Genomic DNA, 15923 nt, shown 5'->3' on the forward strand with positions numbered 1-15923 from the left:
TAATTTTAGCGGCTTTTTTTTCGTCTGTTTGCTCATATTTGGGACGACGTACCGGTTGCTGTCTATATAGTCACGAGCGGTCAGACCGGGGTTTTCAGCCTGAACTGTACATTGAATAATTACAGACTGTCAGTCCAATACGTCCGATCGAGGGAATCGGCTCACTCACCGATCAACACATTAAATTTAAGAAAGTATATATTGACAGCGGAAAAAATGTGTATTACATTTAACTCCATACTTTTTAAACATTTATATTTAAAAAGTATCTTTGAATGAAAATAGGTATCATATGTTGGTTATTCTTCACTTCACAATGGGTTAGATCAGCGTCTGCGGAAGTTACATATTTAGCATACATATTCAATATTTGATTTAGGGAGGACAATTTAGATGGCTTTATTATTCAAAAATCGGGGCGCTCTGCTGCTTCTGATGTTTAACCTATTTTTAGTTTTTGCTGGTATCGGTCTGGTCATACCAGTGATACCGCAATATATTACTATTTTAGATATTAACGGTACGATTGCTGGGATGCTTACTGCTTCCTTTGCATTTACACAGTTGATTTTCTCACCACTGGCGGGACGATTATCCGATTCCTTAGGACGCAAGCGAATGATTGTCGCCGGAATGCTAGTTTTCGCCTGTGCCGAGGTGATATTTGGGTTAGCTGACTCAGCTCTGCTGCTTTTTGTATCCCGGATGATGGGTGGCGTTAGTGGAGCACTCATCATGCCAACGGTTATGGCTTATGTGGCGGATGTAACCTCCGAGGAAGATCGTGCGAAGGGAATGGGATTCATTAATGCCTCGATCTCGACAGGCTACATCATTGGCCCCGGCATCGGGGGCTATATTGCCGAATTCGGCATTCGTGTTCCGTTCTATGCTGCGGGGGTTGCTGGTCTAATCGCTGCGATCCTTACTATGATTGTCCTGCCGGAATCTCTTTCATCCCTTGTAAAGGGTAATGGGAATAGCGACAAAGCAATGCCTAATCTGGAACCCAAAAGAAGTCTAATTCAACAGTTACGGTTTACATACCGCGAGCCTTATTTTATCAGTTTAATTATTGTGTTCGTCATGTCCTTTGGACTTGCCAACTATGAAGCGGTATACGGTCTGTTCGTTGACCATAAGTTTGGCTTCACACCAAAGGATATTGCCTTCATTTTCACATTCGGCTCTATTGGGGGCGCGTTGATTCAGTTAACCATTTTCGGTTGGATTATAAGCCGTTATGGTGAGAAAACAGTCATTACAGTCTGCTTGATCCTTGCCGGGGTATTTGTTCTGTTGACGTTGTTCGTACACCAATATTGGCTGATCTTCGCGGTCACCTTTGTTGTCTTCTTGTCCATCGATATTTTGCGTCCGGCCATCAGCACTCAAATGTCCATGGTCGCAAAAGAACATCAAGGATATTTGGCTGGACTTAACTCCGCTTTTACCAGCCTTGGCAATATCATCGGGCCGGTAGTAGCTGGACTGATGTTTGATATCAATGTTAACTACCCTTATGTGGTTGCCGGAATCATCCTGATTCTTTGCTTTGGGCTTTCACTGCGCACAGGAATAAAGCGCGTACAGCGTGTACGAACTTAATGAATTGAGCGGACTGTGGAGGATGGTCCAGAGATTAAGATTCGGACATTAAACAAATTATCTCAGATCCCTTTTTGAATTTTAATGATTTTAATCAAAATTCAGATTTAGATACAAATGACTTTTTGCTTATTGCAATTTCGTGTAGGTTCAGCTCATTTTGCCTATACCTCACGATTTATGGTGCCATCCTCGTCGACTAAGGTCCTTAGAATATCAAAAACTAAAGTTTCGATCTCCATACATTGATCTTGTTCGGGAAATAAGCTTAAGCTGAGTTTAAGCCACTTTCAAGTATGTTCACAAAAGGAGGACAATTCAGGGAGTCTGTGGAATAAATATACAAATTTACTGAAATTGGAGGTTGTGAAATGACGTTTCCGACACACATTGTCTCATCAGGTGGAATTGTAGAAGATGGAAATGGAAATATCCTATTAGTAAAAGCCCATGATGATGGTTGGGTGTATCCTGGTGGTATAACTGAAGTTGGAGAAAATCTGATTGATGGTGTGATTCGTGAAATAAAAGAGGAAAGTGGAATTGACGCGGAGGTTAACCATTTAATTAATGTTGTTTCGAATACAGCGATACATAAGTGGTATGACGGTGTGACGGATGTTCCCACAAAGGTTATGTTTGATTTCGTGTGCAAAGCTGTAGGTGGAGAGTTAGCGACTTCTGATGAAACGAGCGAATGTAGTTGGGTTCCAAAGGAAAATGTTCTGGATTGGATTACATTACCCGCCATCCGCATGCGTTATGAAGCATATTTGAACTTTAATGGCTCTGTGGATTATATCGAATACGTCACTGGGAATATGTCAGAATGTGATGTCAAGCTTCAAAAGCGTGTTTAATTGTAAGTGGGTTTGCGTTTAAAAAACTTTGCACTAACGAGTAACGATAGATCAATAAAATCAAGAAGGCAGCTAATCAACGTGATTAGCTGCCAAGAATCATTAAAAAATAATTTAAATTACCTAGTCCTATATCATACTAATTAACCATGTGATTGATGTATTGCTGTGATAATATGTCTAAATGTACTTACAACTGAATAGGCAAACCTATGGAAACGTAGGGACGCAAAGCTACAGGGACTAAAGTTTCAAGTTTTATGACAATGTCAGCCAGTTGCCAAAGAGTATATGATGCTTTTTGTTCTTAGAAGTTTATAAAAGGTGAAGTCTTCATCTTTTAATAGCTTTGCGTGCAATAAAACTACTCTTATGGGTAGTTTTTTTTTGCGCTATTTTAGGTCAGTTGTCATAACTATCATTCATCAGGAGGAAACAATTATGAAAAAAATGATTGCAATCGCTACATCTACAGCACTACTCGTTGGCCTGTCAAGTGAAGCAGGGTATGCTGCAGGAAGTCAACTATCCAGTGTTTCTAATGCTACTGTGACAAACCAGGCAGGGGATCGTGGCACTATTGTACCGACTGTGGCATCCGTTAAACTGTTTGATTTATACGGAAAAGACATTTTAAATGCTTATAATGATGTCTTTAAAATGAACACTACTCATATTAAGTCAATCACTAATAATGGGGGGAACTACTCAAGTTCCACCATAAATAAGGGGATTGATGGAGATATAAATACACACTGGGAAACAGGTAAACCCAATTCTTCAACATTTACAAATGAGGTCGTACTTCTTTTGGATGAATCGACTACATTAAATAGAATCGTGTACGCAGCTAGACAAACTGGAGCTAAAGGGAAAGGATTCGCTCAAGAGTTTGAGATTTACAGTTCAATGACGGATGCAGGCGATGATTTCACGTTAGTATCCACGGGGGAGTATAAAGGCTCCACAGGTGACGTAGTTGAAATGAAATTTGCGCCAACAGCATTTAAGCGAATCAAGTTTGTCTTCAAGAAGGCAAATCAAGATTGGGCGAGTGCGGCTGAGTTTGCTTTTTATAAAGAAGATGCTCTGTCGGATAAGATGAACAAACTGTTTACGGATAATACATATAGTCAGGTTAGCGGGGAGTTTAACACAATAGAGAAAATAACTGCTTTGGAAAATGAGGCAAAGTCCCATCCTTTATATTCTCAGTTTAAAGCTCAGCTTGATGTAGCCCAAAAGATCGTGAGCGGTGAACTGCAAACCACAGGAATGATCATTACAGCTGAACAACATGGCGATATGAAGAAGCATGCGCAGCAAAACTTAAGATTTAGTATGGGCACCAATAACCAGCCTACCGGACTTGTAGCCATGCCGGGCGATACGATTAACGTATATGTGGATGTCGATTCTACTGATAAAGTGCCTTCATTAATCTTTTCGCAGCAAGAAGGTGCTTGGAATAGCTGGGCAAAAGGAGTGCAATTGCGTCTTGGAAAAAATACGATCGTGGTACCTGAAAACCCTACAACCAGTGCTTACGCCCATGATGTAACAAAAGGTGGACCTATCTACATCGTTAATCCTTATACGTCTGAAGAGCAAGGCCAAGCGCCTCGTATTCGTTTTGAAGGTGTAGAACGATTCCCGATGATGACGCAGGACTCTGATCCGGCCGAATTTGTAGCTTTCTTGAACGATTATAAACAAAGATTAGATGCAGATAAAGCAGCCCATCCGAACATTAAAGACCGTGAAATGATCGACGTAGTTGAAATGGTGAGTGATCGTATTATTTTCACAGGTACGGCTACACAAGCCTACAATGAGTTTATTACGAAGAGTCAAAATCCTGTGGCTACCTTAACGGGTTATGATGTATGGATTAATAGATTATTTGATTACTTTGGTCTAGATGGCCGCAGTGAGAACCATGATCCTAAGCTTATTCGAGAGAATATTAGATTAATGCAGCCGTATGGTGCGATGTATGCAGCAGGTGACCATACTGGAATTCAGGCTGAAACCGTACCTTTGATTCTACAAGATTTCAGCAAGGTATATCCAGGTTGGGGTTTATCGCATGAGATCGGGCACCGCATGGCTGTAGGTGAACGGGAGTATGGTGAGGTCAGCAATAACATGTTACCTATGTTGATGTCAGTAGAGCGTAATTCCATAGATACACGCATCCCATTTGAATCGGATATTTATAAATATGTTATTCAAGAAAATAAAGTAGCGATGGAACAGCAGGGTCTTTTTGCGAGACTCGGCGCATTCTGGCAATTAGAATTGGCCCATCCAGGGTACTGGGCGGAGTTAAATAGTCTATATCGAGATCGTAAAGTATCCCTTCCTAATGGGGAAAGCTCCAGACAACAATATTTAGTAGAATTCTCGTCAGAAGTATTAGGTCAGGATTTGAGCAGCTTTTTTGCTAGACACGGTTTTACAGTTAATCCCGAGACCAAAGTGAAGGTAAGCAAATACCCGGCGTCCAACAAGTTATGGTATTTAAATAATTCAGTCGTCCACTATGAAGGAACAGGGATCTCTAATAAAAATGTCCCTATCAACATCAATATTAGCTCGAATGCAGCAGCAAAAACGAATACGTTGACCTTTAATATGGATAAAGCCTACAAGGAAGATTTCCTGGGTTATGAAATATACCGGGACAATGTCTTAGTTGGATTTACGGGTACGGACCAATTTGTAGACGCCAATGTCGATATGGCTCAAAACTATACCTATAAGATCATTGGTTATGATAAAAAATTGAATGCGCTGAGCCCGGTAGAGGTTAAGGCATTCAAACCAATGCTATCGGTTGAAGAGCATATTACGCTCAAGCTGAATCAGGCTTTTGATCCAATCAGCTACGTTAAGGCAGCGAATTATCAAGGGAAAGATCTTACCGATACTATCGCTGTAAAATCAAATAACGTGGATATCACGACAAAAGGAAATTATGAGGTTGTCTATGAAATCAAGAATGAAGGAACTACCGAAACCAAAACGGCGCACGTAACCGTAACAAGTGATTATGTGTACGCCTCCGATCTGGATACGGCATCAGCTAGTGTAGGCTGGGGCTCCTTGAAGAAGGACCAGGCACCATCAGGTAGCGCAATTACTTTAGTAAGACAAGGTCTAGCTGCAATGTATACTAAGGGGTTAGGTGTTCATGCCAACTCTGAAGTTGTGTACAACATTGAAGGCAAAGGGTATGACTTTTTCGAGAGTTATATTGGTATCGATCAGGCTGTGAAAGGTAATGCAGCTTCCTCTGCAACGTTCGAAATCTACGTCGATGGGGAACAGAAATTTAGCAGTGATGTGTTCAAATCGAGTACAGAACATGAATTTGTACAGATCCCTGTAACAGACGCAAGAGAAGTGAAGCTCGTCACAACCGATGCGAACCACAATGGAAATACAGCGGATCACACGGTATGGGCAGATGCAAAGTTCACAAATAATGCTAGCCTACCTACGTTAACGGTTCCTGAAGAAATGGCTACAGTGAAGTTAAATAGTGAGTTTGATGTGCTGAAGGGCGTAGAAGCATTTGATGCCGAAGATGGTAATTTAACATCACAAGTTGAAGTGAACTTGAATGGTTTCAATCCAGGTAAGTCTGGAACGTATCAAGTCCAATTCAAAGTGACTGACAGCGATGGAAATGCCATTACAAAGATACGACAAATCGTTGTTTACAGCGCCAGCCCCTATGCAAGCGATTTGAACTGGGAGTCGGCTAAAACAGATTATAATGTGGTTAGAAAAGATAAAGCCAGTTCGAACAATCCAATCAAGTTACTCGTCAATGGTGCAATTCAAGAGTTTGAAAAGGGAATTGGAACACACGCCAATTCGGAAATCGTATATAATCTTGCCCATAATAACTACGCCTATTTTGAAACGATCGTAGGTGTCGATCGCAATATTCCGGAGCAGAATAACTCCAGCGTGAAGTTCAGTATTCTGGCAGATGGCCAAGAAGTGTATAACAGTGGATTGATGAAATATGGTACAGAAGCCAAAAGGGTTCAAATCCCGCTTGCGGGTGTACAGCAATTGAAGCTAATCGTAGATAATGCAGGTAACGGAAATGCTTCTGATCATGCTGATTTTGCAGATGCAAAGTTCCTTGTACTAAATAGTGTGCCAACACTTACGATACCGAAATCGATATCGATGAAAGTAGGACAAACCCTCCAGATCGATGAAAATTATAAAGCCGTGGATGCTGAGGATGGGGATTTAACTTCTAGTGTAGTGGTTACGGGAAGAGAGCAAGTGAATTTCAATCGAGTTGGAGAATATCCAATCACTTACACTGTAGCGGATAGCGATGGTAATGTAGTGACGCAAACACGTACGATCGCTGTCGTTAACATGGAGGATTACAAGTATCTGACAGATGTTGATTGGACTTCTACCCAAAATAGCTATGCTGCTCCGCAAAAGGATATTTCGATTAGTAATCATGCTTTGAGATTAACGCATGAGAATAATCGTGAAGTAATCTATGACAGAGGCATTGGAGCACATTCGAACTCTACGATTGTGTATGATTTAAGCGATAAGAATTATGATTACTTCACGTCCTATGTGGGTGTAGATCGGCAAATGTATGGTTCTGTCGGCTCTGTAAGCTTTGAGGTTTATGTGGATGGAGATAAGAAATTCGACAGTGGAGTTATGAACTCTAGAGATCCGCAAAAATTCATTGAAGTAGACATTAACGGAGCGAAAGAGCTTAAATTAGTCGTGACAGATGGTGGAAATGGCAATGGATCTGACCATGCCACATGGGGAGATACAAAGCTACATTTTGTCAACGCGGCTAGACTATATACTGGAGATCTGGAACAAGTTGTTACAGATGCTAAAGTGATTAATCTTGATGGGTACACAGAGGAGAGTGCTGCGGCGTTCACCGCTAGCTTATCCGCCGCCGAGGAGATCCTGGCTAATAAGGAAGTTAAGCAAGAAGAAGTGGATACAGCACTAGCGGCATTACAGGCAGCAATAGCTGGATTAACCGAAGTTGATTTAACTGCGTCGATTGTCATACAAGATGAATATTTAAGAGACTCTATTAAGACAACGCTAGGAATAACGGGAGATCTAACCCTTGGCGATATGCTGAAGTTGACAACACTTAATAGTAAATCTGGAAGAGTTAAATCCCTAGAGGGGTTGCAGTACGCAAATAACTTGGTGACGTTAGATATCACAGGCAATGCAATTACGGATTTCTCGCCATTAAAAGGGTTAACCAAACTCGCTAACTTGTTGGCAAATCCTCAAATCATTGAAGTAGGAGAGCTAACGGGCCCTAGCATTGAAGTCACAAATTTGGTTACAGGAATAGATGGTAATAAAGTGATCCCCTATTCAGCAAGTGTTAGAAACAATAAAACGTTTAAAGAAACACTGATCAATGTGAGCGAATGGGAAAAGAGCCCCGACAAGTTCACTATAGATATGTCCAATGAAGAAAAAGGATATTACACCTTTAACTTGGTATACGAGGTAAAAGGTAATCTTATAGGATTGATCTATATGATAAATCACCAATAAACTTTGCATGCATCCATTGAAAACCGCTAATTTAGCGGTTTTTTTTGTTTGAGGAGTCAAGTTCTTGCCCCAAACTGAGGACAAGAACTTGATTCTAATCATTAAACTCAACAAATACACACTGAAAAAATACCCTCAAAGGATAGTCTCAATATCCTACAGATCGGTCCTTATATGTCCTTGATGGATGCCGTTTGCGAAATTCTTTCGCGAATGTCTTCTTCAGTTCGTGGGACTAGAAAATCTACCATCATTTCTGCGTTTGCTTGAACTTCCTCGATGAAAGGACGGAAACTCTGATTATATTCTTGGAACGCAAGTTCATAATTCCCATGGTTTTTTTGGAAAGCATCAGCCAAGGCTGCCGCTCCATCTATTGCGAGTGATCCACCCATGCCAGCAGCCGGAGAGGCGCAGTATCCAGCATCACCGACTAGGGCTACCCTGCCTTTTGTCCACGACGGCATTTTCATTTGGCACAGCTTGTCAAAGTAAAAAGTTTTTGAGTTCTTCACTTCTTCCAGCAATTCCGGCGTTCGCCAGCCTAGTCCGGAAAATTGATTCAAAATGATATCCCGCTGCTGTTCCTCGTTTCGGTAGTCGTAAGGGAGTTCCTTCTCCGAAGAAAAGCAGAGCACGATATCGGTTTTATTGTTATAAGAGTTCAGCATGACCGCCTTGCCCGGCTCGTTGTACATCTGTGTCGTATTCTCCCGGATCAACAACTTATCCACGATTGTGATAGAGAAATACGTTTTAAGAAAATGCGAAAATTCCGCTTCCTCGCCGAACCATAATTTTCTGACGGCCGAATGAATACCATCACAGCCGAATACCAGGTCATACGAGCGCTTTTGTCCTCCTTTGAAAACTACTTCAACGCCATTACTTTCTTCCTTTAATGACGTAATGCTATCTCCGAAAATAAACTCAACGTCATCTTGGACAGCCTCGAACATGATATCCAGCAATACATCTCGCTCGATTTCATATTCATCTTCTGCAAGCTGCTCACGGATTTCGACTCTTTCAGTGACATCATCGGAATTTTTGAATTCCATCAATTCCATGTCTATTTTGTTCGACTGGATTTGGTCTAGAAGCCCCATACGTTTCGCGATGTCGGCGGTGTCTTCGCGGATATTTACAGGTGTGCCGCCTTTTTTAAGACCTTCAGCGATCTCAACAACGGTCACGTTGTAGCCAAACTGCTTCATCCAGTAGGCTGTTGAAATTCCGGCGAAACTCGCCCCGCTAACTAGAATATTTTTTTTCATATTCGTTCCTCCCATGATCCATAATATTTCTAATGATGTTGTATAGAATAAAATAGCTTTGTGAACTGAATATGAATGTAGTTATGCAGAAGCAGCCGCTAAGCGGCTGCTTTTGTTTTTCAACAGCGCGGGGTACCTTCTGAAAAGAAATTTCGATTAGAAAGTATTAATGAAATTATCGGCAATTCCGATAAAAATACCTATGTGGATTATAGAATATTGCTCTGGGCAGGCTAGGTGCAAAGCGATTCATATACAGTTCATAAATGCATTTTAAAATAAGATGACTTCTTGTTAGAAACCTGTTTTACGAAAAGCTGCTTATTGCAGATAAATATGGAGGTAAGATACGTTTGGAATTGTTTGAATTTATTTTGTTGATGCTGGCGGCAGTCTCTTTATCCAATTTAGTAAACCGGTTTATCCCTTCGGTCTCCGTGCCTATTATTCAAATTGCGCTGGGGATGTTAATTACTTTGCTGCCCTTGCATTATGAACTGAAATTAAATCCAGAGTTGTTTTTGCTTTTATTCATTGCCCCGTTGCTATTCAATGATGGCAGGCATGCGGATAAAGAAGCGCTTTGGAAGCTGAAGAAACCGATCCTTTTGCTAGCGCTGGGTCTGGTGTTTGTAACGGTAGCCGTGATGGGATATTTCCTGAATTGGCTACTTCCGGTCATCCCGCTGGCGGCAGCCTTCGCATTGGCAGCTGCACTAGCACCTACCGATGCTGTGGCCGTGGGTGCACTGGAGCAGAAAGTGAAGATCCCCCATCAGACGATGCAAATTCTTGAGGGAGAGTCGTTAATAAATGACGCATCAGGGCTGGTCTCCTTTCAATTCGCTGTAGCTGCAATGGTCACAGGTGTATTCTCTTTCAAAACGGCCAGTATCAGTTTTATTGCCATTTCACTTGGCGGTGTGGTGTTAGGCCTTCTGCTTACCTTAGTAAAATATGGTGTGGTGAAGTGGTTGCGCAAATTGGGGATGGAAAATGTCACGCTCCACATGCTGATTGAGATCCTGACTCCTTTTTTGATTTTCATGGCTGCGGAGGAATTAGGGGTCAACGGTATCCTGGCTGTTGTCGCCGCAGGAATCGCCCATTCTTTTGGTTACAAGAAAATGAACCCCGAGTTAGCCAAGCTGAGTGTTGTATCCAAAAGCACCTGGTCGGTCATTATCTTTGTATTGAACGGACTGGTTTTCCTACTACTTGGAACACAGCTTCCTGATATTATCCAGACGATTTGGAGTAACCCGGACATAGGGAATTTTAAAGTCATTATGTACACACTATTATTGACTTTAGCTGTACTCGGGCTGCGTCTCATCTGGGCAATGCTAATGGATAATCCTGAAGGTGCCAAACCGCGCGAACCTTGGCGGCTCCGGTTGAAGAATGCGCTTATCCTCAGTCTATCGGGAGTCCGGGGAACGATTACACTGGCGAGTACCTTGTCACTGCCGTTTTTTCTGAATGATGGAACTGCATTTCCAGCCAGAGATCTGATCATTTTCCTTGCGGCTGGAGTTATCTTGTGGACTCTTCTGGCATCCAACTATCTGTTGCCGCTTTTATTAGGTAAAGAAACACAAACGGAGCAGGAAGAGGACGAAATTCAGGCGAAAATTGAGATTCTGAGGAATGTGGTTACCGGATTAAATGAACTGACCACGGACCAGAACCGGCTTGCGACCGCCCATATTATCAATATGTATACTTCCAGAATCCGAACACTTAGGAAAGATGAAAAGAAAGATAAGACACAGCGGTCCTTGGGTCTGTCTGTCATGAAATGGGAAAGAGAGAATACGTTGCTTGCTCTTGAAAAGAAAGAAGTAAATCCATATACAGCGTACAATTACCTTAAAAGAATTAACCAACTGTTGTTTATGCGCACAAGAGATGTCCGCTATAAAAAAGAGGTTTTTCCCATTAAGCAATGGGTCGAAATGTTCGGGATGCTGAATCCTGCCCGACTAAGCATTCGAGAAAGACGCGCTGAATTGACCAGACTCAAAATTCAAAATATGGCTTATGTCATTGAGCAGCTAAAAGGTCTGCTTTCAGAAGGCGAATCAGATATAGAGGCAGTCAGCTCACTGATCTTGCAATATGAAAGTATACTGCTGCGTATGACCAGAAACGAATCGGACACATACTCCCGACGAGAGTTCGACCTATCGATGCAGGATCTGGGCCGGGTCGGAATTCAACTGGAGCGAGACAACATTCAATCTATGTTTGAGACAGGGCGGATTTCAAGACAGGGCATGAAAGAAATGAAACGTGATATTCTCTTCATGGAGCATGATCTGCGAGAAGAGGCAATGGCTTAGAATTTATGAGAAGAGCATATGGAACAACATGTTAACCCGTTGAAAAACAATTAACATCCGTGACAAAGTATCGTGGGACAAAACCATTGAAGTCGCTATTACAGCGGCTTTTTTTGTTGTATCGGTACATGTTCTTGTTCGAAGTCGAGGATGCTGAAAGGGGATTTTACTATCCTATAAGTTCACTAATAACGATCACAAGACAGTTATAAAAGGATTCTTTACCAATCGTTCTAGATATGTTATATTGTTGGCGTAGGAGATATACACGATTACGAAGCAGAGAGTGATGGGGCTCGGTGTAAGATCTTACTACGTAGTTTAATGCCTATATTAGAATCTTCGTTCTCAATATATCAATATGTAGAAGGGATGAATTGAACATGGAGTATCGTGTATTAGGAAATACAGGTCTTAAAGTAAGCAGTTTTGTATTAGGTACAGGCACATTTGGTTTTTGGGGAAATAATACGGAAAAAGAGGCTGCAGTCATGTTGGATGAGGCTTTGGCTGGAGGCATTAACCTGATTGATACGGCGGATGTTTACTCCAGTGGTCAATCCGAAGAGATTCTGGGTAAGCTCCTACAGGGCCGCAGACAGGATGTTATTCTAGCCACAAAAGGCGGAATGCCCATGGGCAGTGGACTTAATCAATCTGGTAACTCGAAGTATTGGATCAAGCGTGCAGTCGAGGGAAGCTTGAGAAGGCTGCAAACGGATCATATCGATGTGTATCAACTGCATCAGCCAGATCTCCATACCGATATTGAAGAGAGTCTTGACGCGTTGACGGATTTGGTTCGTGAAGGGAAGATTCGCTATATCGGTACATCCAATTTTCAAGCATGGCAGGTAACCGAAGCACAATGGGCTAGTGAACGTAAAAATATGGCACGCTTCGTATCTGAGCAAGCCCCTTATTCCATTTTGAATCGGAGTATCGAATTCGATTTGCTTGCCGCGACCGCGAAATATGGAATGGGTGTCCTGGTTTGGAGCCCGCTTTCGGGTGGCTTATTAACTGGAAAATACCGCTCGGGAGAAGCGGCTGCTCCAGATTCAAGAGCAGCGGGATCACTAGGGAAACTTTCGGTTGTTGTCGACCCGAATCGAGAAGAAAATCGTACCAAGTTCGAAGCCGTTGCCAAGCTCCAAACCCTTGCAAATGAAGCAGGATTAACGTTGCCTCATCTTGCCATGGCTTTTACACAAGCTCATTCGTCGATTACCTCTGCAATAGTGGGGGCAAGAACAATTGAGCAACTGCGTGAAACATTAAAAGGCAGCGATATCCGGTTAAACACTGATATCCTGGATGCAATCGACGCCATCGTTCCGCCGGGTGTGACCCTGGATGCTATGGAAAAAGGTTGGACACCGGATTGGCTACAAGCAAACAAACGAAGAATCCAGGCTTAATTCGACATGTCTTATCACTGAGATATGTTCAATTTAACTATCTCAGTTTGCCGAACAATCACTTAATGTATAATGATTATTTGAGGTGATGACGATGGCAAGATCCAAAGAATTTGAAGTTAATGAAGTATTAGATAAAGCAATGCATCGCTTCTGGACACAAGGATATGAGAAAACTTCAATGCAAGACCTGGTTGAGTTTATGGGTATTCATAGAAGAAGTATCTATGATACCTTTGGGGATAAACATGCTTTATTTATGAAAGCTCTGGAACGATATGAAACGAAGCAGACCAGCAGAATGAAGATTCTGATTGAAAAACAACAACCAATCAAACAATTAATCCGTGAGATGTTTGAGTTTACTGTAAGAAACGAAGGAGAACCTCTGGGGTGCTTTTTGGTGAATTCAGGTGTGGAGTTAGGTGTATTAGACACTGAAGTTTCATGCTTCGTGGGTGAGAGTTATGCGCGAACCGAGGAATGTTTGACTAACCTTGTTCTGGAGGGGCAACAAACGGGTGAGATTAATTCTGATCTTGACTCGGTCGTTATTTCTCATTATCTAATGAACGCTTGGCTAGGACTGCGTACGTTGGTTAAGACAACAACAGATCAACAAAAAATAATGAATATTATTGATATGACACTCTCTGCTTTAGATTAAACAGCAAGTTAGATCTAACTGTTTTTTTACACATTAGAGAACGATCATTCTAAAAAAATGTAGGAACCTAAGGAGAGATTATGATGAAATACACAGTGATTACTGGAGCAAGTTCAGGGATTGGATATGAAACGGCATTAGCATTTGCAGCACGTGGAAAAAACTTGATTTTGGTAGCTAGAAGATTGGATAAACTGGAGGAGCTTAAATCAACCATTCAAAGTATAGATCCCCAAGTAAATGTTATTGTTCAGACAAGTGACCTATCTGTTACAGATCAGGCTTACACACTATATAACAATCTGAAGGAATACCAGATTGAGACCTGGATCAATAATGCAGGGCTCGGTGAAGGTTCATTTATAGCAGAACAGAAATTAGATAAAGTTGAAACGATGTTACGAGTGAACATTGAATCCCTGACCATCCTTTCTACACTGTATGTGCGAGATTATGCTGAGGTTGAAGGTACTCAGTTAATTAACGTCTCTTCCGCACTCGGATATGTAATTGCTGTTGGTAGTGTTGCTTATTCTGCATCGAAATATTATGTTAGTGCCTTCACAGAAGGTCTTGCCAAAGAACTGGAACTGAAAGGTGCAAAACTAAAAGCGAAAATCCTGGCACCCGCGATAACGGAAACGGAATTTGTGAAGAGATCCATAGATGCTGAAGAATTTGACTACAAAGCAAACATGCCTAAGTACCACACGGCTAAAGAAATGGCGGGCTTTATGGTGGAACTGTATGATCACAACGAAGTGGTAGGGATCGTAGATCAGAACTATAATTTCAATCTGAGAGGTCCGATCTATCCAGTTATTTCAGAATTATAAATTCAATTCACATAGCTGTGGAATACATCAAAAAAGCAGTGAATCCATTGGTGAAATTATGGAGTACAACGAAAATTGGTAAGATAGAATTGCCCCATCAACTCGCGATGGCACCCATGACAGAGAGGATACACCTCTGGGTGGAGTCCAAGATGGTGAATAAGGTCCTGAACTTTATATCTACCTTGTAAAAGAATTAGCTCAACAGAGGAGCTACACTAACATCAAGCGTGAAACGTGGCGTACAACTGAACATTGTACGCCATATTTTTAGTCTAATAGCAGAGGAAGAGGAAGATGATGAGAGCAGCTCAAATACAGAAGTATTCCAAAACCATTCATGTAGAATTAAACCGGATGGACATCCCTCATATCGATAGTCGAGAGGTCCTTGTCAAAGTAAAAGCTGCGGGTGTCAATCCACTGGATATCATGAATATGAACGGCAGCGTTCGGATGATTGCCAACTATAAGTTGCCTTTAACTCTAGGGAATGAACTATCTGGTGTGATTGAAGCTGTTGGTGAAGATGTTTTGAATTTTAAAGTAGGGGACCCTGTGTACACAAGGTTGCCGCTGAATAAAATTGGTGCTTTTGCTGAATATGCAGCTGTGAATGAAGATGCTTTATGCATGATGCCCGAGAATCTATCTTTTATTGAAGCTGCTGCCGTACCGCTTACTTCCTTAACTGCGTATCAAGCGTTACATGATGTACTTCAAGCCAAAACCAATAAAAAGCTGTTTATTCCTGGAGGAACCGGAGGATTCGGTGCGATGGCTATCCCCATTGCTAAGTCCATGGGATTAACGGTTATTACAAGTGGCAGTGAAAGAGGCAGATCACGTACATTATCAATCGGGGCAGATCAATTCATTAATTATAAGGAAGAACATTATGCTGACATCTTGTCCGATATCGATTATGTGATAGACACCTTGGGTGCCGAAGATATCAAAGCTGAACTGGGTATTCTAAAACCACATGGGAAATTGGTATCCTTGAAAGCTGGCCCTAATTATCGCTTTGCGGTTGATAATGATTTTCCGATGTGGAAAAAAGCATTGTTTGGTCTGGCAGGTGCTCGATTGGATTCTCTAGCGCGTAAGAATCAGAATGAATACCGCTTTTTATTTGTACAAGCCAGTGGAATTCAATTACAAGAGATCACAAGCCTAATAGAAAAAGATGATATTAAGCCATCTATAGACTCAACCTACACGTTTGATGATATCGAAAAGGCATTGAATAAAGTGTCGACGGGTCACTCTCAGGGAAAAGTGATTCTGACCTTCTAAAGGTATTAC

Annotated in this window: 9 protein-coding genes and 1 riboswitch; of the genes, 8 read left to right on the top strand and 1 reads right to left on the bottom strand. The window is 41.7% G+C overall.

Annotated features, from left to right (window positions below; all coding sequences use genetic code 11):
* Positions 1 to 393: 393 nt before the first annotated feature.
* From A6049_RS05485 to A6049_RS05495, 3 genes are all read left to right on the top strand, one after another.
* Positions 394 to 1608 carry an MFS transporter gene (locus A6049_RS05485; protein ID WP_063563671.1) on the top strand — a complete coding sequence of 405 codons (1215 nt, stop codon included), beginning with the start codon at positions 394 to 396 and terminating at the stop codon, positions 1606 to 1608.
* A 371-nt stretch (positions 1609 to 1979) separates the two neighbouring features.
* The gene (locus tag A6049_RS05490; RefSeq protein ID WP_063563672.1) at positions 1980 to 2468 is read left to right on the top strand and encodes an NUDIX hydrolase; all 489 of its coding nucleotides are present in this window, start codon (positions 1980 to 1982) and stop codon (positions 2466 to 2468) included.
* 193 nt (positions 2469 to 2661) lie between these two features.
* Positions 2662 to 2753, top strand: a riboswitch (cyclic di-GMP riboswitch).
* A gap of 156 nt (positions 2754 to 2909) precedes the next feature.
* Positions 2910 to 8069: an NPCBM/NEW2 domain-containing protein gene (locus A6049_RS05495; RefSeq protein WP_063563673.1), complete on the top strand. Its 5160-nt coding sequence runs from the start codon at positions 2910 to 2912 to the stop codon at positions 8067 to 8069.
* A 170-nt stretch (positions 8070 to 8239) separates the two neighbouring features.
* Here A6049_RS05495 and A6049_RS05500 read toward each other — a convergent pair whose 3' ends face one another.
* Entirely contained in the window at positions 8240 to 9346 is a 1107-nt protein-coding gene (locus A6049_RS05500; protein ID WP_063563674.1) for an FAD-dependent monooxygenase, read from the bottom strand.
* A 353-nt stretch (positions 9347 to 9699) separates the two neighbouring features.
* On the opposite strand from A6049_RS05500, the gene A6049_RS05505 reads away from it, so the two are divergent.
* The 5 genes from A6049_RS05505 to A6049_RS05525 all read left to right on the top strand — a co-directional run bounded on the left by A6049_RS05505 (position 9700) and on the right by A6049_RS05525 (position 15914).
* On the top strand, positions 9700 to 11691 hold the full coding sequence (locus tag A6049_RS05505; RefSeq protein ID WP_063563675.1) for a Na+/H+ antiporter: 1992 nt from the start codon (positions 9700 to 9702) through the stop codon (positions 11689 to 11691).
* Between the two features lie 383 nt (positions 11692 to 12074).
* A complete protein-coding gene (locus A6049_RS05510; protein WP_063563676.1) occupies positions 12075 to 13112 on the top strand; it encodes an aldo/keto reductase in 1038 nt (345 codons plus the stop codon).
* 94 nt (positions 13113 to 13206) lie between these two features.
* Positions 13207 to 13779: a TetR/AcrR family transcriptional regulator gene (locus A6049_RS05515; protein ID WP_063563677.1), complete on the top strand. Its 573-nt coding sequence runs from the start codon at positions 13207 to 13209 to the stop codon at positions 13777 to 13779.
* An 83-nt stretch (positions 13780 to 13862) separates the two neighbouring features.
* The gene (locus tag A6049_RS05520; RefSeq protein ID WP_063563678.1) at positions 13863 to 14615 is read left to right on the top strand and encodes an SDR family NAD(P)-dependent oxidoreductase; all 753 of its coding nucleotides are present in this window, start codon (positions 13863 to 13865) and stop codon (positions 14613 to 14615) included.
* Between the two features lie 300 nt (positions 14616 to 14915).
* Complete coding sequence (locus tag A6049_RS05525; RefSeq protein ID WP_063563679.1) at positions 14916 to 15914, top strand: NADP-dependent oxidoreductase; 999 nt, start codon at positions 14916 to 14918, stop codon at positions 15912 to 15914.
* Positions 15915 to 15923 lie beyond the last annotated feature (9 nt).

The organism is Paenibacillus sp. O199, assembly GCF_001636635.1.
GTDB lineage: Bacteria > Bacillota > Bacilli > Paenibacillales > Paenibacillaceae > Paenibacillus > Paenibacillus marchantiae.

Coding starts and splice junctions, on each gene's coding strand:
- A6049_RS05500 (WP_063563674.1), bottom strand. CDS start 9,346: ATGAAAAAAAATATTCTAGTTAGCGGGGCGAGTTTCGCCGGAATTTCA.
- A6049_RS05490 (WP_063563672.1), top strand. CDS start 1,980: ATGACGTTTCCGACACACATTGTCTCATCAGGTGGAATTGTAGAAGAT.
- A6049_RS05495 (WP_063563673.1), top strand. CDS start 2,910: ATGAAAAAAATGATTGCAATCGCTACATCTACAGCACTACTCGTTGGC.
- A6049_RS05510 (WP_063563676.1), top strand. CDS start 12,075: ATGGAGTATCGTGTATTAGGAAATACAGGTCTTAAAGTAAGCAGTTTT.
- A6049_RS05485 (WP_063563671.1), top strand. CDS start 394: ATGGCTTTATTATTCAAAAATCGGGGCGCTCTGCTGCTTCTGATGTTT.
- A6049_RS05520 (WP_063563678.1), top strand. CDS start 13,863: ATGAAATACACAGTGATTACTGGAGCAAGTTCAGGGATTGGATATGAA.
- A6049_RS05515 (WP_063563677.1), top strand. CDS start 13,207: ATGGCAAGATCCAAAGAATTTGAAGTTAATGAAGTATTAGATAAAGCA.
- A6049_RS05525 (WP_063563679.1), top strand. CDS start 14,916: ATGAGAGCAGCTCAAATACAGAAGTATTCCAAAACCATTCATGTAGAA.